Source organism: Caballeronia sp. LZ024, assembly GCF_031451455.1.
In the GTDB taxonomy this organism is placed as follows: Bacteria; Pseudomonadota; Gammaproteobacteria; order Burkholderiales; family Burkholderiaceae; genus Caballeronia; species Caballeronia telluris.
Window position 1 is genome coordinate 3,218,092 of sequence record NZ_JARUXL010000001.1, and the last position, 19,488, is coordinate 3,237,579.

Genomic DNA, 19,488 nt, shown 5'->3' on the forward strand with positions numbered 1-19,488 from the left:
GTCGTTTGGGCCGCCAGCGCCGCCCGCGCGCCCACCGGCCTTAAACGCGCGAGTTAGCCCCAAATCCCCCTTCTGTTCGACCCATCGCCATACGCCTCTTTCGCGAACAATGCAGGCTACAGAAAGAGGTACGCACTCATGGCAACCACCACCGCAAACCAGCAACCCATCGTTCCCGCGAAGAGCGGCAAGCTCAAGCGCATTCTCGTCATCGCGGCCGGCGCGGCCGTGCTGCTCGGCGCAGGCGCCGGCGGCGCGTATTTCGCGATCAACAAGTTCGGCTCGCACGGACCCGCGAAACCCGCGCCGGTGCCGCCGCCCGTGTTTTTCCCGCTCGAATCGCTGACCGTCAACCTGGAGTCCGATGACGGCGCGATGCACTACTTGCGCACGGGCCTCACGCTCAAGCTGCGCGACGAGAAAACCCAGGCCGCGCTCACCGAGCGCATGCCCGAAATCCGCAGTCGCGTGCTCCTGCTGCTCTCGGGCAAGCGTCCCGACGACCTCGCGACCATCGAAGGCAAGCGCACGCTCGCGGGCGAACTGCGCACCGCGATCGAAATGACGGCTGGCACGGCGGAGCAGCCGGTGCGCGTCGACGACGTGCTGTTCACCGAATTCGTCGTTCAGTAAGCCGACGGCACCCCGAACAGCACAGCACAGCGCAAAGGAACATCGATGGGCCACGAAGAGTTCATGTCGCAGGAGGAGGTCGATGCCCTCCTCAAGGGCGTCACCGGCGAAGTCGACCAGGTTTCCGACGAAACCAAGCCGGCCGGCGTGCGCCCGTACAACATCGCGACGCAGGAACGCATCGTCCGCGGCCGGATGCCCGGCCTCGAAATCATCAACGACCGCTTCGCGCGACTCATGCGCGTCGGCATTTTCAACTTCATGCGGCGTTCGGCGGAAATCTCCGTCGGTCCGGTGAAGGTGCAGAAGTACAGCGAATTCACGCGCAACCTGCCGATCCCGACCAACCTGAACCTGGTCCATGTGAAGCCGTTGCGTGGCACGTCGCTCTTCGTCTTCGACCCGAACCTCGTGTTCTTCGTCGTCGACAACCTGTTCGGCGGCGACGGCCGGTTTCACACGCGCGTCGAAGGCCGCGAGTTCACGCAGACCGAGCAGCGCATCATCAGCAAGCTGCTGAGTCTCGTGTTCGAGCACTACTCCGCGTCGTGGAAGAGCGTGCGGCCGCTGCAGTTCGAGCACGTGCGCTCGGAGATGCACACGCAGTTCGCGAACGTCGCGACGCCCAACGAGATCGTGATCGTCACGCAGTTCTCGATCGAGTTCGGCTCGACGGGCGGCACGCTGCACATCTGCATGCCGTACTCGATGATCGAGCCGATCCGCGACGTGCTCTCCTCGCCGATCCAGGGCGAAGCGCTCGAAGTGGACCGCCGCTGGGTGCGCGTGCTGTCGCAGCAGGTGCAGACGGCCGAAGTCGAAGTGACCGTCGATCTCGCGGAGATCCGCTCCTCGTTCGAGCAGATCCTGAACATGCGGGTCGGCGACGTGCTGCCGATCAACGTGCCCGAGAGCGTGGTCGCGAAGGTGGACGGCGTGCCGGTGATGGAATGCGGTTATGGAATTTTCAATGGTCAATATGCGTTGCGCGTGCAGAAGATGATCAGCGCAACGGACACGCTGAAGGAAGGTGGATATGAGTGACTTGATGGAAGAAGGCACGTTGCCCGGCGCGGCCGGCATCGGCAACACGCTGAACACGCTGAAAACCGAGGACGAAATGGCGATGGACGACTGGGCAAGCGCGCTTGCCGAGCAGAATGGCAACGAGACACCGGCGGTATCGACGGCCGGCGTGTTCCAGCCCCTCTCGAAGGCCGCGAAGCCCTCGACGCCCAACGACATCGACATGATCCTCGACATCCCCGTGCAGATGACGGTGGAACTCGGGCGCACGAAGATCGCGATCCGCAACCTGCTGCAACTCGCGCAGGGTTCGGTCGTGGAACTCGATGGCCTGGCCGGCGAGCCGATGGACGTGCTCGTGAACGGTTGCCTCATCGCGCAGGGCGAAGTGGTCGTCGTGAACGACAAGTTCGGCATTCGCCTGACCGACATCATCACGCCGTCCGAACGCATCCGGAAGCTGAACCGATGAAACGCCTCGCCGTCGCGCTCGCCGCTGCCGTGCCGCTTCTCGCACGTGCCGCCGACATGAACGCCGTGAACCACGCCGCGCAGATCGCATCGAGCGTCGGCGCGGGGACGGCCGTGCCGTCGCTCGGTTTCGGCGCGGTGCTGCAGACCCTCTTTGGTCTCGTCATCGTCATCGGCTTCGTGTTCGGTTGCGCGTGGCTCGCCCGCAAGTTCGGCTACCAGGGCGGCAAGCGCAGCGGGCTCGTGAAGGTCGTGGGCGGCGCGTCGCTCGGTAACAAGGAGCGTGTCGCGGTCGTCGAGATCGGCGATACGTGGCTCGTCGTCGGCGCGGGTCCGGGCAACGTGCGGCTCCTGCACACGATGCCTGCCGGATCGCCCGAGGCAAGCGCGACCGGCGGCGAAACGCCAGCGCCCACGCAAACGTTGCAAGGCACATTCGGTCAACGGTTTCGCGACGCCCTCGCGGGCGAAGCCACAAAACGTCTGCAAAAATTCGCGGGCGGGAGCAAGTAAATGCAGGTCAGTCGTTTTATCGCGCGTGGTGTGAAGCTGGCGTTGCCGGTCGTGATCGCCGCCCTTCCCTACGCGGCGTTCGCACAAAGCACGGCGGGCCTGCCCGCCTTCAACACGAGCCCGGGTCCGAACGGCGGCACGACGTATTCGCTCAGCGTCCAGACGATGCTGCTGCTCACGATGCTGTCGTTCCTGCCCGCGATGGTGCTGATGATGACGAGCTTCACGCGCATCATCATCGTGCTCTCGCTGTTGCGGCAGGCGCTCGGCACGTCGAGCACGCCGCCGAATCAGGTGCTGGTCGGCCTGGCGCTTTTCCTCTCGATCTTCGTCATGTCGCCGGTGCTCGACCGCGCCTATAACGACGCGTACAAGCCGTTCTCCGACGGCACGATCACGATGGATCAGGCGATGCAGCGCGGCGTCGGACCGTTCAAGCAGTTCATGCTGCGCCAGACGCGCGAAACCGATCTCGCGCTCTTCGCGAAGATTTCCAAGGCGCCGCCGATGAACGGTCCCGAAGACGTGCCGCTGTCGCTGCTCGTGCCTTCGTTCGTCACGAGCGAGCTGAAGACGGGCTTCCAGATCGGCTTCACGATCTTCATTCCGTTTCTCATCATCGACATGGTGGTGGCGAGCGTGCTGATGTCGATGGGCATGATGATGGTGTCGCCCGCGACGATCGCGCTGCCGTTCAAGCTGATGCTGTTCGTGCTCGTCGATGGCTGGCAGTTGCTGCTCGGCTCGCTGGCGCAGAGTTTCGTTTAAGTCTTAATCAAGGAAGAAGGACGATGACACCCGAATCCGTCATGTCGATGGCGCATCAGGCGATGTACGTGGCGCTCTTGCTCGCCTCGCCGCTTCTGCTGGTCGCGCTGGTCGTCGGTCTGGTGGTGAGTCTCTTTCAGGCTGCCACGCAGATCAACGAGTCGACGCTCTCGTTCATTCCGAAGCTGATCGCGGTGGCGGTGACGCTCGTGATCGCCGGACCCTGGATGCTCACGACGCTGCTCGACTACATGCGCCACGTCTTCACGATCACGCCTGCGATCACCGGCTGATCCTGCTCCGATGTTCTCCGTCACCTACGCGCAGCTCAACGTCTGGCTCACGTCTTTCCTGTGGCCGTTCGTGCGCATCCTCGCACTGATCGCGACGGCGCCCGTTCTGAGCCATCTCGCGACGCCGATGCGCGTGAAGATCGGCCTCGCCGGCTTCATTGCGCTGATCGTCGCGCCGACGCTCGAAGCAATGCCGCAAGTCACTGTCTTCTCGGCGGATGGCGTGTGGATCATCATCAACCAGTTCCTGATCGGCGCGGCGCTCGGCATGACGATGCAGATTGCGTTCGCCGCGATCGATGCGGCGGGCGAATTCATCGGCCAGCAGATGGGGCTCGGCTTCGCGTCGCTCTATGACCCGCGCGCGGGCGGCAATGCGGTGGTTATTTCGCGCTACCTGAACACGATCGCGACGCTTGCGTTTCTCGTGTTCGACGGCCATCTGCAGATGATGAGCGCGCTCGTCAATTCGTTCCAGAGCGTGCCGATCGGTGCAAATGTGCTTGGCGCGGTCGTGCATGCGCAGGGCTGGCGGACGTTGGCGTCGTATGGATCGAGCGTGTTTTCGACGGGGCTGCTGCTTTCGTTGCCCGTCGTCGCCGCGCTGCTGATCTCCAATCTCGCGCTCGGCATTCTCAATCGCGCGGCGCCGCAGATTGGTATCTTCCAGGTCGGGTTTCCGGTGACGATGCTCGTCGGGTTGCTGCTTATCCAGCTCATGATTCCCAATCTGATTCCGTTTTTTCAGCGGGTTTTTGAAAGCGGGATTTCGCAGATGGGGCGCGTTGCGGGGGCGATGTAAGGGGTTGGGGCGCCTTCAACGACGCTCCGAGTGTCGCTTTGCGGTTGGGATTCTTTTACCGTCACACCGCTTGATGTTTCTACGCCTTCGCTGAACTTGCTTTGCCTCGGTCTGTTAGCACGCCTCTGTGCGGGGCGGCAGTCTTAGAACGGCAACACACTTGAAAACTGAGTGGACATACCGCCTAAGTGTCGCCCTTGAACGACTTGGTAAGGCAGTCATCCATTTGTCCGCGGCTCGCGGATGACAGGCATAACCGAAAAACGTCGGTTCACAACTGCGCCGCAAAATCATAACCAACAATCAGCGGCACGTTGCGGTCGCTTGCCTGCCACCGAAATCGTAGAAGCCGTAAACTCAAATTGCGCGACAAGTGCGCCTTACGGCTGAACGGAGCGAAGCCGGATGCATGACTGCTGTACCGTTGTGTTTGCTGCCCGACTAGGCAGTGGTTAATCGCACCAAGCCGCGAGAGACCTTTGAGGGCGACACTTAGGCGGTATGTCCACTCAGTAAACGAAATGCGTTGCTGTGCTAAGACTGCTGCCTGAAAAAGCTGCTTTCTTTGCTTACTTTCTTTGCGCTAGCCAAAGAAAGTAAGTCCCGTCCCGGACAGGGGCAGAGCTAATAGACCACGAAGAAACCAAGTTCCACGAAAACGCCGGCGCATCAAACGGTGCTCACGACCCACACCCCGAGCGCCAGCGATGAAGCCTCACCCGCTGATGTAATCGAACAACGACATCTTCTGAATCTGCGAGAACGCCATCTGCGCGCCTTGCAGCGCGTTCTGCGTCAACTCGTACTGACTGATCGCCGACACCAGATTGATGCTCGTCAGATCCGCGAGATTGCTTGCCGTCTGCGTCGCCGTGGTCTGCATCGACGTCTGCGTCGCCGTCACTTCCTGTTCGCGACCGCCCACCGTCGCCTGCACGGAGAGCACATTGTTGAACGAGTTGTCGATCTTGGTGCTCGCCGTCGTCAGCGCGTTGGAAAGCGAGGCCTTCTGCGCTTCCGTGCCGGTCGGCTGCTTCAGCGCGTTCACGAGATTGTCGAGCGTCGCGAAGATGTCCGTACCCGACGACGCGGCCGGCCCCACGCTGAACGTGTCGCCATCGGACGGCGTGCCGTCGAGCGTCACCTTCTCGCCGCCGAGCGTGATGTCGGTCTTGCCCGTGTAGGCCACCGGCGTGACCGGCGACCCGTCCGGCGACGGCGACACCGTATAAGTCGTGCTGCCGTCCGACGACGAAACCGCGAACGAAATCGTGTAGCTCTTCGCATTGGCCGCGTTCGACGTATCCGTCACGCTGACGCTGCTGATCGTGCCCGAGCCCTTGTTCGCGCTTCCCGCAGCCGAGACAGGCGTGCTTTCCGTCGGCGACACGCTCTGGAAAACCGAAGCGCCCGTATCCCCGACGTTGATCGTGCGGCCGTCGTTCACCTGCACCTGACGCTGTCCGAGATCGCCCGCATAGGTCGCGCCGACCCCCGACGCGTTGTCCGTGAACGCCGCCGAGCCGCTCTTGAAGCCGGCAAAGATGTAGTTGCCGCTGCTGTCGGTGGTGTTCGCGAGGTTCATCAGCTGATCGCGATAACCCTTGATCTGATCGGCGATCGACGAGCGGTTCGCGTCGTTGAGCGAAGCGTCGCCGGCGCGCACGATCTGCGTCTGGATGCTTTGCAGCACGTCGCTCACGCTGGAGAGCGTCGAGTCCTCCTGCTGCAGCGACGAGAGCGCCGTGCTCTGGTTCGTCGCGTACTGCGAGAGCGCTGCGGTCTTGATGGTCAGCTGCACCGCCTGCGCCGCGCCGAGCGGATCGTCGGACGAGGTCTGCAGCCGGTTGCCGGATGAAATCTGCGCGTACATCGACGCGAGCGAACTCTGCTGATCGCTCATCGTCTGGACGTTCATCGTGAAATACTGGGAGCTGGAAATGCGCATCGCTATGTGCCTCAGTTGAAGATGCCGAGCAGCGTCTGGAACAGCGAAGACGCTGTCTGGATCACCTTGCTGTTCGCCTGATAGAGCTGCTGGTACTGCATCAGATTCGCCGCTTCCTCGTTCAGGTTCACGCCGGACACCGCCTGCTGCGCCGACGTCGCCTGGTTGAGCAGCGCGGTCTGCGCCGTGCTCGCGCTCTTCAGCTGGTTCGTGTCGTTGCCGATCTGGTTCACGTAGTTCGCGTAGGAACTCGTGAGCGTGTCGGTGCCGCCGTTCATGCTCTTCGCCGTGATGAGATTCGACATCGCGAGCGCGTTGCTGCCGTCGCTCGTGCCGCCCGCGTTGGGCGTGACGTCGAACGCGTCCTTGTCGGCGGGCTTGCCGGTGATGGTCGCCGAGACGCCGTTCGACGTGACCGTCAGCCCCTTCGACGAATCGTAGGGAATCGTCTGGCCCGCCGTCACGACGGTGGAGTCGGGCAGCGTGACATCGACGTTCGACGTGAATCCGCCCGCTGCCGAGTCATACGTGAGCTTGATCGCGCTCGCGGTGTAGCCCGCGACCACCTTCGCCGACGAAATCGACGCCGTCCCGGCGTTGCCCGTTGCCGCCGCCGTGAACACCGGCGACGCCGCCGCCACCGCCGAAGGGTTGCTGTTCGAGAGCGCGAAGTTGTCGACCGCTGCGCGCGTCGGCAGGATCGTGAACGAGTCGCCCGCGTTCATCGCGCCCGTCACGGAAATCTTGAGGCCGTTGATCGTGCCGCTCGTCGCCGGCGAGCTGAAGCTGCCGACAGCCGTGCCGGTCGCGCGGTCCGCGAGCGTGTACTTCGAGCCGTCGAACGAGAGCGTGTAGTCGCCGGTCGTGGGCTGCGTGTCGTCGGCGAATGAAACGCCGACGTCGGCCGTGCCGGTGTTGCGCGCGTTCGCGTAGATGGTCGGGCTGCCGGCCGTGAAGAGCGCACCGCCCTTGTTGCCGGTCAGGTCGACGCCGAGTTCGTTCTGCTGGTTCAACTGCGCGGCGAAGCTCGTCGCGATCGCGCCGAGTTGCGCCTGCGCCGGGTCGAGCGTCTGGCTGCGGAAATCGATCAGACCGCCGACGACGCCGCCCGACAACGCCGACTCCGGAACGTATTGCGTCTGCGCGAGCGTCTGGGCGGACCCGTCGCTGCTCTTGAACGCGATCGCGAGTTCGCTCGGATCGGACGCCGACGTCACCGCCTGCAAGCCGTATTGCTTGGCTCCGACGACGAGCGGCTGGCCGTTGCCGATGTACACGTTGTAGTTGCCGTCGGTCTGCACGACCTGCACGCCGACCATCGAACTGAGGTTCTGCACGGCGAGGTCGCGCTGATCGAGCAGCTGATTGGGCGGCTGGCCCTGCGCGCTCGCGATGTTGATCTGCTTGTTCAGATCGGCGATCTGCTGCGTGTAGCTGTTGATCTGCGTGACCGCGCTCGTCAGTTGCGTGTTGACGCTCTGGCGCATCTGGTCGTATTGCGTGCCGGCCGTGGTGATCTGGTCAGCGAGCGTTTGCGCCGAGCTCACGAGCACCTGACGCGCCGACGTGCTGCTCGGCGAGCTCGCCACCGACTGCATGCCGGTGAAGTAGCTGCTGATGCCCGCGGAAATGCCCTTCGTCGGATCGCCGACGAGGTTGTTCAACTGCGAGATCAGCGAGTAGTAGGTGCTGGCGGCGCTGCTCGTCGACGTGGTGTTGTTCAGTTGCGTCGTCAGGTACTGGCTGTAGGAGCGCGTGACGGTGGCCGTCTGCACGCCGTTGCCGAGATAGCCCGAGCCGGTGTACTGGCCGGACGCTTCCTGGTACGACACCTTTTCGAGCGAATAGCCGGGCGTCGCAGCGTTGCTGATGTTCTGTCCCGTCGTCGTCAGCCCCCACTGGGCTGCGTTGAGACCGCTGACGCCGATGTTGAAAATGTTGTTGGACATGCGTGAATCCTGGTGAGGCGGCGTCACTCGGCCGCCGCTTGACGAGACCTGCTCTATATATCGGCCGGATACGCACAAAGTTGAGCGCGAACGGGCGAAGCCTCGCTCCGGTCCTGGACATTCGCGCACGGCGCTCGCTGATTCAGAGCGCAAGACGCGATAGAGCCATTATCTGCGCCGCGGCAGCGAAGCAATTCGGGAAGAAAAGGGGAAATGTGAGGCTAATTCGGCGAAATGACGTCCAGCGGCTGACGCGCGTTGTAACTACTTTGGATGACGAATCAAAACCGCAAAACAAACCTGTTAAAAAGCCGGGCAAACCCGTGGGGCGCCCGGCTTGTCATTCGTCGTCGACCCGGCGTGCCAAACTGCGCCTTAAGCCCGACGCGCCGCTCACTTCGCCAGTGACCGGCGCTTCATTTCGAGCTGCGTGATCAGCCGCTGCAACGTGTTCTCTGCCGACCCCGGCAGCGCACCGAACTTGAATCCGAGCGTAAAGCGTCGATCGCCTTTCGCCGTCGTCGATTCGCGATGCGACACGAGCTTGAGATCGAGCGTCACCTTTCCAGGCGTGCTGAAATGCAGGTCGACGTCGTGCAGCGTGATGCCCATCTCCAGGTCCGCGACGCGCTCGTCCATCGTGCGCAGCGCGACGCCGCCGAGCGACAGATCGTGCACCTCGAAGCGAAAACGCTCGCCGCTCGGCAACTCGCCGCTGCAAATGTACGGATCGAGCACCGGTGCCTCGACGCGGAAATATTCGCGACGCTGCATGTAGTACAGCACCGTTGGGAAATCGGCCTCGAAGGCCGGGCGGCCGTCGAACAAGGTCTCGCGCGGCGTGCCCGTCGAGAACTCGACGCGAACGCCGTCCGGCGCCGCGTGAAAAATGAGCTTCGGTGCCGCGAGCACGAGGTGATTCTGGTCGGCTACACCGCCCCAGTCGAAGATGAACGTATGCGCCGTCACGTCGACATCCAGAAGGCGCGTGACGATCTGGCCGCCGACATATTCGGCCGTCAGAAAATCGCCGCGATTGACCAGATTGCGTAGCGAGACGCCAATTTCGAGCGGCGTGCGCCGGCCGAAATCGACGGGATCTTCCTGGTCAGCAACGTTGTAATCGTGCGTCTGATTGTTGTTCATGGTGCGAGCCGTGTTCGTTTTGCTCGCGCGTGGCCGCGTTTGCAGGCACCGCGCGTCGGGCCGGATCGCGTCGATCCGGTACCTCGGTATTCAGGTTTAGCGGCAGTTCCGTGGAAAAATTAAGGGCCTGCCGCGAAAAAATTCCTCGTTTCGACGCCGATCCGATGTGCAACGTTTGCGCGCTCCTATTCTGCCCGACGCGCAGCGTCCATACGGCACGCCCAGCCCGCATGCTGATAGAGCCCTTTATGCGGGTCAGCGCATGAAGGCGTCCGTGCCGAAACGCTCATGGTGCAGCGCCAATAAGCAAGCGTCACGCCAGTCATGTCGGTCAAACGATCTGCCGCATGATCGAAATGAGCTTCTTGGCGTACTGCGGATCGGTGGCGTAGCCGGCTTTCTGCATGCCGTGCGCGAAGCCGGCGGCGTCGCGGGACGCTTCGACGACCGGCGCATAGCGCGGATTGTTCTTCAGCACGCTCGCGTAGTCGGTCAGCGCGTGCTCGTATGAATCGTACGCGCGAAAGCGCTCGACCACTTTCTTCGGCTGGCCGTTCACATATTCGGTCGTCACGGCGTTCACGGTCTTGCCGGTCCAGTCCTTCGTCGCCTTGATGCCGAAAATGTTGTGGCTCGTCGAGCCGTCCGAATTCTTGATCTCGCGCTTGCCCCAGCCCGATTCCAGCGCCGCCTGACCGATGATGAAGCGCGCCGGGATGCCCGTCGCCGCGCTCGCGGCTTGCGCCGGCACGGCGAGGCGGTCGACGAACGCGTTGACCTTGTCCGAACCGTTGCCGCGCGCGGCCGGTTCGAGCGCGCTGTTCGCCGTATAGCCCGCGCCCGATTGCAGCGAGTTGTTCTTCGATGCCGCCGCGCTCGCGTAGGCTTTTGCCATCGCGTTCATGGCCGCGATGTTGCCCGCGTTCGCGTTGAGATCGCCGCCCGCGCCGCCCGCCATGCCGCTGGCACCCGCGCCGCTGTCCGAGGTCCCGGCATTGCGCATCAACTGCTTGAGCATCATGTCCGCGACGCCGATTCCCTTCGACGACATTTGCTGCGACAACTGCTGGTCGAGCATCGACGTGAAGGACTTGCTTTCGTTCGAATCAAACGGGCTGTCCGACGGCGTCGCGTCGCGCATGCTCTTCAACATCATCTGCGTGAAGACGGCGTCGAACTGCTTGGCCGCCGCCTGCAGCCCTTGCTGCGGCGATGCGTTCGCTTGCGCGCGCATGGCGTCGAAGCCTTGCACATCGAGTGCAAAACGATTCGACAGATTGCCGATGCCGCCGTTCGTGTCGGTGGATGCCAGGGCACTGCTGGCGATACCGCTCGCGTTCGAGTTCATGCGCTGTCGTCCTTAAATGATTTCGAGGTCGGCGCGCAGAGCGCCCGCCGCTTTCATCGATTGGAGAATCGAGATCAGGTCGGCCGGCGTCGCGCCGAGCGCGTTGAGCGCCTTCACGACATCCGCGAGATTCGCGCCCGCCGACAACAACTTCAGCGCGCCGCTGTCCTGCTTCAACTGGATCTGCGACTGCTTCGCGGCCACGGTCTGGCCGTTCGAGAACGCGCCCGGCTGGCTCACCGCCGTCTGCGTATTGATGACGACCGACAGGTTGCCGTGCGCCACCGCGCAGCTCTGCAGCGTGACCATCTGGTTCATCACGATCGACCCGGTGCGCGCGTTCAGGATCACCTTCGCGGCGGCCAGCGACGGCTTCACGTCGATATTCTGCAACTGCGCCATGAACGACACCTGTTCGGACGCGTCGGTCGGCGCGCGCAGCTGGATCGTGCGGCCGTCGAGCGCGAGCGCCGTGCCCATGCCGAACTGGTTGTTCACCGCGGCGACGATCTTCTGCGTCGTGTCGAAATCCATCTCGCGCAGTTCCATCTGCATCGTGCCGCCTGCCTGCGTGATGGCGTTCGGCACCGCGCGCTCGACGATCGCGCCGCCCGAAATGCGCCCGACCGCGAGCTGGTTCACCTGCACCTTGCTGCCGTTCGCGCTCGCGCCCGCGCCGCCGACGACGAGGTTGCCCTGCGCCATCGCGTAGACCTGGCCGTCGGCGCCCTTCAGCGGCGCCATGAGGAGCGTGCCGCCACGCAGGCTCTTCGCGTTGCCGAGCGACGAAACCGTCACGTCGATCGCTTCGCCGGGGCGCGCGAACGGCGGCAGCGTCGCCGTCACCATCACGGCGGCGACGTTCTTCAACTGCATGTTCTGCGTGCTCGCCGAATTCAGCGTGATGCCGAGGTTGCCGAGCATGTTGGTCAGGCTCTGCGTGGTGAACGGCGTCTGCATCGTCTGGTCGCCGGTGCCGTCGAGGCCCACGATGAGGCCGTAGCCGATCAGCGGGTTGTCGCGCACGCCCTGGAACGACACGAGGTCTTTCAGGCGTTCGGCATGCGCCGGTTCGGGCAATGCGGCGGCCACGGCGAGCGCGGCGAGTGCCACGGCGAGAAGTCGGGTGAGGATAGTCATGATCAGAACGGCGCGAGGTTGAGGAAGAAGCGCTGCAGCCAGCCCATGTTCTGCGCTTCGTCGATATAGCCCTTCGCCGAGTACTCGATCTTCGCGTCCGCGACCTGCGTCGAGAAGACCGTGTTGCTGCCGGAAATGGTCGTCGGGTTGACGACGCCGGAGAAGCGCACGAATTCGTTGCCCTGGTTGATGAGCATCTGCTTTTCGCCGCTCACCATCAGGTTGCCGTTCGGCAGGACGCCCGTGACGGTCACGGTCAGCGTGCCGCTGAACGTGTTGGCCGCGCTCGCGCCGCCCGTCGCCGTGAACTTGTTCGCGCCCGTCGCCGTGAGGTTGGTGTTGTTGAAAAGGCCGCCGAAGATGCCCGGCGAGACCGGCACGCCGAAGCCGGCATTGCTCGCGCGGTTCGTGTTCGCCGCCGACGACTTCGTCGCGTTCACGTTCTCCGAGATCACGATGGTCAGGATGTCGCCAACATTGCGGGGACGCTGGTCTTCGAAGAGCGGCCGGCCGGCATAGCCCGCGTTGTAGATCGCGCCGGGGCTCTGCGTATTCGCGGGCGGCGCGGGCGGGCGGGCCGTCATCGGCTGCTGCACGATCGGCTCCTTCGGCACGAGGCCGCACGCGGCGAGCGCCGCGCCGAGCGCGAGCGCCGGGGCGAGACGCGCAGTACGGCGCGCAGCGCGGGCAAGGTAAAAAGTAAGCGACATCTTGATGGTCCGTCTGATCTTGCGAGGCTCGAAACCGGCGAGCCTTAAACCTGCATCTGGGAAAGCGTCTGCAGCATCTGGTCCGAGGTGGTCACGGCCTTGCTGTTGATCTCGTATGCGCGCTGGGTCTGGATCATGTTGACCAGTTCCTGCACGACGTTCACGTTCGACGCTTCCACGTAACCCTGCTGCAGCGTGCCGGCGCCGTTCAGGCCCGGCTGCGTCACGTTCGGCGCGCCCGACGAGCCCGTCTCCGAGAACAGGTTTTCGCCGCGCGCATTGAGACCGGCCGGGTTGATGAAGGTCGCGACCTGGATCGCGCCGACCTGCACGCTCGCCGTGCTGCCCTGCTGCGTGATCGAGACGGTGCCGTCGGAGCCGATCGTGACGGATGTCGCGTTCTGCGGGATCGTGATGGCCGGGCTGACCTGATAGCCGCTCGACGTCACGAGCTGGCCCTGCGAGTTGGTCTGGAACGAGCCGTCGCGCGTGTAGGAGGTCGTGCCGTCGGGCATCGTCACCTGGAAGAAGCCCTGGCCGTTGATCGCGACGTCCTTCGAATTGCCGGTCTGCTGGAGGTTGCCCTGCGTGTAGAGACGTTCGGTGGCGACCTGCTGCACGCCGGTGCCGAGCTGGCTGCCCGATGCGAGTTCGGTCTGCTGCGTCGAATTCGCGCCCGGCTGGCGGACGGTCTGGTACAGCAGGTCTTCGAACACCGCGCGCGAGCCCTTGAAGCCGTTGGTGCTCACGTTGGCGAGGTTGTTCGAAATCACGTCCATCTGCGACTGCTGCGCGTTCATGCCAGTCGCGGCGATATAAAGAGAGCGGTTCATGTTGCGTTATGTCCTGTGTGCGCTTGTCGAGTCGAGTCGATTAGCTGAAGTTGAGCAGCTTGTTGGCCGACTGCTCGTTCTGGTCCGCCGATTCCATCAGCTTCGTCTGCATCTGGAACTGCCGCGCGTTGGTGATCATCGAGACCATCGCGGCGACCGGGTTCACGTTGCTGCCTTCGAGCGAGGCCGGCGCCACCACGACGCTCGGATCGGCGTCGGCCGGGTCGCCGCTGGCGGTGCGAAAGAGGCCGTCGTCGCTGCGCGAGAGCGTCGACGAATCCGGGTTCACGAGCTTCAGCTGATCGACGATCGCAATCGCGGTCGGCGGGTCGCCCGGCATCAGCGCCGAGATCGTGCCGTCCTTGCCGATCGTCACTTGCGCGCCCGGCGGAATCGAGAGCGGACCGCCGTTGCCGAGCACCGGCAGGTTGTTCGCCGTGACGAGCTGGCCGTTCTGGTCGACGTGCAGGTTGCCGGCGCGCGTGTACGCCTCGCTGCCGTCGGCGGCCTGCACGGAGAGCCAGCCCGGTCCCTGGACCGCGACGTCGAGCGGATTGCCGGTCTGCTGGATCGGGCCCGGCGTGTAGTCCGCCGTGGGCGTCGACGACAGCACGAAGCTGCGCGTCGTGCCATCCGCCGACTCGTTCTCGAACGTCATCGGCACCGAGCGGAACGCGGCGAGTTGCGCGCGAAAACCCGTCGTCGATGCGTTCGCGAGGTTGTTGGCGACCACGCTCTGCTGTTCGAGCGCCTGTGCGGCGCCCGTCATCGCGGTGTAGATCAGACGGTCCATGTGTGACTCTCTCTCGTTTCAGCCGTGAAGCTTGTTGCTTGCGTTACAGGTTGATCAGCGTCTGGTCGACGGTCTGCTGCGTCTTGATCGTCTGCGCGTTCGCCTGATAGTTGCGCTGCGCCGTGATCAGGTTCACGAGTTCGCTCGTCAGATCGACGTTCGAATTCTCGACCGCGCCGCCTTGCAACGTGCCGTGGTTGGTCGAGCCGGGCACCGAGACCTGCGGCGCGCCTGAAGCGGACGTCTGCGCGAACACGTTGCCGCCGAGGTTCTGCAGGCCGTTCTGGTTGTTGAAGTTGGCGATCGCGATCTGGCCGAGCGCCTGCGTCTTGCCGTTCGAATAGTTGCCGGTGAGCGTGCCGTCGGTGCCGACCGAGAAGCCCGTCAGTTCGCCCGACGTGTAGCCGTCCTGGATCACGTTCGTCACGCCGCTCTTCGCGCCGTACTGCGTCGTGCCCGTGAAGTCCATCGTCATCGTCTGGTTGGTCGCGCCGCCGTCCGCCCCGTTCGGGATCGAAAACGAAACCTTGCCGCCCGAGGTCAGGTTGCCCGAGGTGTCGAAGGCGAGCGTGCTGATCTTGGTGGCGTTCGCGACCGGATCGCCCGAGCCCGTGTACGCGTCCCAGGAGCCGGTCGAGTTCTTCACGAAGTAGACCGACACTTTCTGCGTGCCGCCGAGCGAGTCGTACACATCGACCGAGGTCGACGTGTTGTAGCTGTTCGCGTCGGTGGCGTCGAACGGCGTCGTGGTCGGCGTCGCGTCCTGCGAATTCAGGTTGAACTGCGTCTGAACCTTGGTGGTCGCCGAGGGCGCGATGTTCGAGGTCGGCACGGTCAGCGGCACGGTGCTCGCGCTGTTGACGACGCCTTTCGAATCAGCCGCGTAGCCCATCAGTTGCAGGCCGGCGCTATTGACGATCTTGCCGGTGTTGTCGAGGTGGAACACGCCGTTGCGCGAATAGACGGTCGAGCCGTTGTTCGACAGCTGATAGAAGCCGTTGCCGTTGATCGCGACGTCGAGTGCCTGGTTGGTGGTCGAGATCGTGCCTTGCGAAAACTGCTGCTGCACTTCGGAAAGGCGCGAACCGATGCCGATCTGGTTGCTGACGGCCGTCGCCATCGAACTGGCGTACATGTCCGCGAATTGCGCCTGGCCTTGCTTGAAGCCGACGGTGTTCGCGTTCGCGATGTTGTTGCCGATGACGTCGAGGTCGCTCGATGCGCCCGACAATCCACTCAATGCCTGTTGGTAACCCATGAAGGTCTCCGCTCGGAAATTTCGAAAATTCGGTTGATGATGTTCAGAGGATCGACGCGACGCTCGTCAGCCCGACGGTCTTGCCGTTCGCGAGCTTGAGGCCGGTTGTGCCGTCCGACTGCTGCACGACGCTTTGCACCTGCGCGGCGGAGAGCGTCGTCGCGGTGGCCGCGACGCCGTTGATCGTGCCCTGCGCGGTGATCGTATAGCTGCCGTCCGGCAGCGTCGCGCCGGTCGCGTCCGTCGGCGTCCAGCCGGTGACCGGCACCACGCCGGCCGACTGCGCGCCGAGCTTGATCGTGTTGACGATCTGGCCCGAGGCGTTCTTCACGACGAGGTTCAGGTCGCTGACGTCGTTCGCGAGCTGCACGCCGAAGCTCGACGACTTGCCGCTCGACACCGTCACGTCGCTGCCCGAAGCCAGCACGGTCGAGCCGATCAAAAGCGCCGCCTGGGTCGACTGGCCGGCGGAAAGCTGCGTCGCGAGCGAACTGAGCGACGTGTTCAGTTGGCCGATGCCCGTGACCGTGTTGATCTGCGCGAGCTGCGAAGTCATCTGCGAGCTGTCGGCGGGATTGGTCGGGTCCTGGTTCTTCAGCTGCGTCACGAGCAGCGTGAGGAAGGTGTTCTGCAAATCCGACGCGGATTGCGCGCCGGTCGCGGAACTCGTCGTCGATGAAGTCGAGGACGACGACGAAGTGCCGTTCATGGTGTCGAGCAGCGTCTGCGACACCGAGGTGCCGTTGCTGCCGATCGTGGTGCTGGTAGTCACGTGAGTTGTCCTTGGGTTCAGGTGCCGATCGTCAGGGTCTTGAGCATCAGCTGCTTGGCGGTATTGAGCGTTTCGACGTTCGCCTGGTACGAACGCGACGCGGAAATCATGTTGACCATTTCCTGCACCGGATCGACGTTCGGCAGCGTCACGTAGCCGTCCGCGTTGGCCGCCGGGTTGCTCGGGTCGTAGCTCGTCTTCATCGGCGTCGGATCGTCGATGACGCCCGTCACCTGCACGCCGCCGACCTGCTGGCCCGACGCCGTGCGCGCGCCGCCGAGCGGATCGACCGCGAACACAACCTGCTTCGCCTTGTACGGCTGGCCGTCGGGGCCGGTCGTGCTGTCGGCGTTCGCCAGATTCGACGCGGTCACGTTCAGGCGCTGCGCCTGCGCGGACATCGCCGAGCCGGCAACGTTGAAAATGTTCATCAGGGATGGCATGGCTTCTTCCTTCCTTTACTGTCAGCTATTCGACGTGATCGCCGAGAGCATCGACTTGATCTGCCCCGAGATCACCGTCATGCCGGCTTCGAAGTGCAGTGCGTTGTCGGCGAACTGGACGCGCTCGGCGTCGAGATCGACCGTGTTGCCGTCGAGCGACGGCTGGCTCGGAATGCGATAGGCGAGGCGGCCGTAGTCGTCCGCCGAGCCGCCCGTGGACTTGAGCGTCGTCGTGCCGGGCATGTGGCCCGCCGCGGTCGCCGCCATCGACATCCCGCTCGACACGCTGACGGGCTGCGCCATCGCGAGCGGTGCCGCGTTCGATGTCGCGGTGCCCGCCGTCGCGCCGCCTGTCTTCTTGAGCGCGCCCGCGAGCGAGCTCGCGAAGTCGACGTCGCGGGCCTTGTAGCCCGGCGTGTCGGCGTTCGCGATATTCGACGACAGCAATTCCTGCCGGTAAGCGCGCACATCGAGCGCTTCGCGGCCGAAAGCCAGTTCCTTGTCGAGTTTGTCCAGCATTCCCGGGTCGCTCCTTTCGCGTTTCCTAACCGTTTCCTCATCCGGTCCCGCGTCGATGCCGCTCGCGAGACCTTTTTGCATGTCACGAATATTAGGAGCGCGTCGCAAGATCCAATCACACGAATAACCGGGGAAGCGGGCCTCTATTCGGGGCTTGGGCTCGGCGGCCGGTATCTAGAATTCTTCTCGTGGCCGGGGCGCCGCATGCGCCGCATGGATTCGACGACCCGGGAAGTTCTGGTTTGGCCGCTTGTGCCGAGGGAGAGATGTAATGAGCAGGTCCGCTTCGCATCGGCCGGGCGCTGGAGTCGTCGTCGCCGGGAAGGCTTTACGCCGCGCCGGGCGCCTGTCCGGCCGGTCGCTGCGGTCGGCACGCTGGTTCGCGAGCGGCGTTGCGCTCGCTGTCGGCATGGCCGGTCAGGCCATCGCGCAGGAAGGCGGGCCGATCATGATTCCCGGCAACGCCGAGACCAATCCGGCCGCGCTGAGCGCGATGGCGAAGAACGCGGGCATGTCGGAGACGGCGGCGGCGCCCGCGGTGTCGAGCGTGGCGGCCGTATCGGCGATGAATACGCCGCGTCCGCGCGGCTATACGTCCGCTGCGACCGCCGCCGACGCCGCGCTGCAAAGCGCCGCCCGCGCACTCGACGCGCACGCCGAAGCCGCCGACGACACGATGTCGGACGCAAACGGCATGATCGTGATTCCGGGACCGGGCGAGGCGAAGAGCCCGCCGGTTGTCGCCAATCAGGCGCCGAACGCAGTTTCCGCGAGCCTGCCGCGCGTGCAGTCCGTGACGGCGGCGCGCGCGGTGACGCCTGTGGTCATCGTGCCCGAGAGCGCGCAAGCTTCCGCGAGCGCCGCCAGCGCCAGTGCGGCGCGGCCGATTGCCGCGGCGGCGGCCGCGCCCGTCGCGACGCGCGTTGCGCCGGCCGCCGCCCGCATCGCTACGGCGAACCCGAATCCGAACCCTCAGGCCACGCAGGACGGCGAGACCATCCGCGCCGCTGCGCTGGCCTTCGTCCAGCAACAGGCGGCAGGCCTGCCCGGCAAGCCGGAAATCACCGTGATGCCGGTGTTCCCGCGCGGGCTCGCGCCCTGCACGGCGCTCGATCCGTTCATGCCGACCGGCGCCCGCCTGTGGGGCCGCACGACCGTCGGCGTGCGCTGCGTGGGCGAGCGTCCCTGGACGCTCTATTTACAAGTGCGCGTCTCGATCAACGCGACGTACTACCTCGCCGCACGCGCCATCGCGCCCGGCGAAGTGCTGTCGAGCGCCGACCTGATCGCCCGCGACGGCGACCTCACCTCGATGCCGCAAGCCATCGTCACCGATCCGACTCAGGCGGTCGGCGCCGTCGCGCTTTCGCGCGTGCCCGCCGGCCTGCCGCTGCGCACGGACATGCTGCGCGGCGCGACATCGGTGTCGATCGGGCAGAACGTGCGCGTCGTCGCCGACGGCTCCGGCTTCTCCATTTCCGCCGAAGGCAGCGTGATGAACAACGCCGCGCCCGGCCAGCAGGTTCGCGTGAAAACGTCCGCTGGACAGATCATCACCGGCGTCGTGAAGGACAGCCAGACGGTCGAAATCCGGCTCTGAAGGCACGAAATGAGCGACCGCGCATTTGTTGCAATTTGTTGCAAATGGTTGCAAATGCGCGAAAGCCTTGATGGATAAGGTTTTGCACGATACGGCAGCTGGCGGGGTGGTTCCGGGACGCGAGGCAGGTTAAAGTTTTTACACTGTCACGCCGATAAAGGAATCAACTCGTTCGGGAATGCACATCGTGAAAATCGATTCGAATAGCAACACCAGTCTCGCGGCCCTTCAAGAAGGGACGCAACGCGCATCGCAAAGCGATGCAAAAGGTGCCGTGAGCACCACGCAGCAGTCGGGTACGGCGAGCACGCCGCAGTCGACGGTGAGCCTGTCGCCCTTGTCGGCCGACCTGCGCGCCTCGAACGCGTCCGATGTCGATACGGCGAAAGTCGCGTCGATCAAGGCCGCGCTTCGCGACGGCAGCTACTCGGTCGACTCGGGCAAGATCGCCGACGGCATGCTCGGCACGGCCCGCGACCTGCTGCAAACGAAAACCCCGCCGACCGGCGGCTGAGACGAGTGA

The 19,488-nt window shown here is 64.3% G+C and carries 21 protein-coding genes; 9 read left to right on the plus strand and 12 right to left on the minus strand.

What is annotated here, in order from left to right:
• The first annotated feature begins 138 nt into the window (after positions 1-138).
• Genes fliL through fliR form a run of 7 tightly spaced genes read left to right on the plus strand, consistent with a single transcriptional unit; the run spans position 139 to position 4,506 of the window.
• Complete coding sequence (gene fliL, locus QCE48_RS14555) at positions 139-633, plus strand: flagellar basal body-associated protein FliL (RefSeq protein ID WP_309787015.1); 495 nt, start codon at positions 139-141, stop codon at positions 631-633.
• 45 nt (positions 634-678) lie between these two features.
• Positions 679-1,677, plus strand: a complete 999-nt coding sequence (gene fliM, locus QCE48_RS14560) for a flagellar motor switch protein FliM (protein ID WP_309787014.1) — start codon at positions 679-681, stop codon at positions 1,675-1,677.
• 4 nt (positions 1,678-1,681) lie between these two features.
• Positions 1,682-2,131, plus strand: coding sequence for a flagellar motor switch protein FliN (fliN, locus tag QCE48_RS14565; protein WP_404983334.1), 450 nt, complete (start codon positions 1,682-1,684; stop codon positions 2,129-2,131).
• The gene (gene fliO, locus QCE48_RS14570; RefSeq protein ID WP_309787013.1) at positions 2,128-2,643 is read left to right on the plus strand and encodes a flagellar biosynthetic protein FliO; all 516 of its coding nucleotides are present in this window, start codon (positions 2,128-2,130) and stop codon (positions 2,641-2,643) included. Before fliN ends, fliO begins: the two co-directional genes overlap by 4 nt.
• Positions 2,644-3,411, plus strand: coding sequence for a flagellar type III secretion system pore protein FliP (fliP, locus tag QCE48_RS14575; RefSeq protein WP_309787012.1), 768 nt, complete (start codon positions 2,644-2,646; stop codon positions 3,409-3,411). It begins immediately after the preceding gene.
• Positions 3,412-3,434: 23 nt separating this feature from the next.
• A complete protein-coding gene (gene fliQ / locus QCE48_RS14580) occupies positions 3,435-3,704 on the plus strand; it encodes a flagellar biosynthesis protein FliQ (RefSeq protein ID WP_087631738.1) in 270 nt (89 codons plus the stop codon).
• A 10-nt stretch (positions 3,705-3,714) separates the two neighbouring features.
• Complete coding sequence (gene fliR / locus QCE48_RS14585) at positions 3,715-4,506, plus strand: flagellar biosynthetic protein FliR (protein ID WP_309787011.1); 792 nt, start codon at positions 3,715-3,717, stop codon at positions 4,504-4,506.
• 715 nt (positions 4,507-5,221) lie between these two features.
• Here the strand turns inward: fliR and flgL are convergent.
• From flgL to flgB, 12 genes are all read right to left on the minus strand, one after another.
• Entirely contained in the window at positions 5,222-6,454 is a 1,233-nt protein-coding gene (gene flgL, locus QCE48_RS14590) for a flagellar hook-associated protein FlgL (RefSeq protein WP_309787010.1), read from the minus strand.
• 11 nt (positions 6,455-6,465) lie between these two features.
• Complete coding sequence (gene flgK, locus QCE48_RS14595) at positions 6,466-8,403, minus strand: flagellar hook-associated protein FlgK (RefSeq protein ID WP_309787009.1); 1,938 nt, start codon at positions 8,401-8,403, stop codon at positions 6,466-6,468.
• Between the two features lie 393 nt (positions 8,404-8,796).
• Positions 8,797-9,549 carry a flagellar regulator YcgR PilZN domain-containing protein gene (locus QCE48_RS14600; protein WP_309787006.1) on the minus strand — a complete coding sequence of 251 codons (753 nt, stop codon included), beginning with the start codon at positions 9,547-9,549 and terminating at the stop codon, positions 8,797-8,799.
• 331 nt (positions 9,550-9,880) lie between these two features.
• On the minus strand, positions 9,881-10,897 hold the full coding sequence (gene flgJ, locus QCE48_RS14605) for a flagellar assembly peptidoglycan hydrolase FlgJ (RefSeq protein WP_309787005.1): 1,017 nt from the start codon (positions 10,895-10,897) through the stop codon (positions 9,881-9,883).
• A 12-nt stretch (positions 10,898-10,909) separates the two neighbouring features.
• The gene (locus QCE48_RS14610) at positions 10,910-12,037 is read right to left on the minus strand and encodes a flagellar basal body P-ring protein FlgI (RefSeq protein WP_309787004.1); all 1,128 of its coding nucleotides are present in this window, start codon (positions 12,035-12,037) and stop codon (positions 10,910-10,912) included.
• Between the two features lie 2 nt (positions 12,038-12,039).
• Positions 12,040-12,747, minus strand: a complete 708-nt coding sequence (locus tag QCE48_RS14615) for a flagellar basal body L-ring protein FlgH (protein WP_309787002.1) — start codon at positions 12,745-12,747, stop codon at positions 12,040-12,042.
• Positions 12,748-12,791: 44 nt separating this feature from the next.
• Complete coding sequence (flgG, locus tag QCE48_RS14620) at positions 12,792-13,580, minus strand: flagellar basal-body rod protein FlgG (protein WP_309787001.1); 789 nt, start codon at positions 13,578-13,580, stop codon at positions 12,792-12,794.
• 40 nt (positions 13,581-13,620) lie between these two features.
• Complete coding sequence (gene flgF / locus QCE48_RS14625; RefSeq protein ID WP_309787000.1) at positions 13,621-14,373, minus strand: flagellar basal-body rod protein FlgF; 753 nt, start codon at positions 14,371-14,373, stop codon at positions 13,621-13,623.
• A gap of 43 nt (positions 14,374-14,416) precedes the next feature.
• A complete protein-coding gene (gene flgE, locus QCE48_RS14630; protein ID WP_309786998.1) occupies positions 14,417-15,631 on the minus strand; it encodes a flagellar hook protein FlgE in 1,215 nt (404 codons plus the stop codon).
• 43 nt (positions 15,632-15,674) lie between these two features.
• Positions 15,675-16,403, minus strand: coding sequence for a flagellar hook assembly protein FlgD (locus tag QCE48_RS14635; protein ID WP_309786997.1), 729 nt, complete (start codon positions 16,401-16,403; stop codon positions 15,675-15,677).
• Positions 16,404-16,420: 17 nt separating this feature from the next.
• Positions 16,421-16,846, minus strand: coding sequence for a flagellar basal body rod protein FlgC (flgC, locus tag QCE48_RS14640; protein WP_044041731.1), 426 nt, complete (start codon positions 16,844-16,846; stop codon positions 16,421-16,423).
• 21 nt (positions 16,847-16,867) lie between these two features.
• Positions 16,868-17,365 carry a flagellar basal body rod protein FlgB gene (gene flgB / locus QCE48_RS14645; RefSeq protein ID WP_309786996.1) on the minus strand — a complete coding sequence of 166 codons (498 nt, stop codon included), beginning with the start codon at positions 17,363-17,365 and terminating at the stop codon, positions 16,868-16,870.
• Positions 17,366-17,636: 271 nt separating this feature from the next.
• Here flgB and flgA point away from each other — a divergent pair, with 271 nt between their 5' ends.
• Both flgA and flgM read left to right on the plus strand, forming a co-directional pair.
• Positions 17,637-18,965 (plus strand): flagellar basal body P-ring formation chaperone FlgA, encoded by a 1,329-nt coding sequence (flgA, locus tag QCE48_RS14650; RefSeq protein WP_309786994.1) that lies wholly within the window; start codon positions 17,637-17,639, stop codon positions 18,963-18,965.
• 187 nt (positions 18,966-19,152) lie between these two features.
• Positions 19,153-19,479, plus strand: coding sequence for a flagellar biosynthesis anti-sigma factor FlgM (gene flgM, locus QCE48_RS14655; protein WP_309786992.1), 327 nt, complete (start codon positions 19,153-19,155; stop codon positions 19,477-19,479).
• The last annotated feature ends 9 nt before the right edge of the window (positions 19,480-19,488 follow it).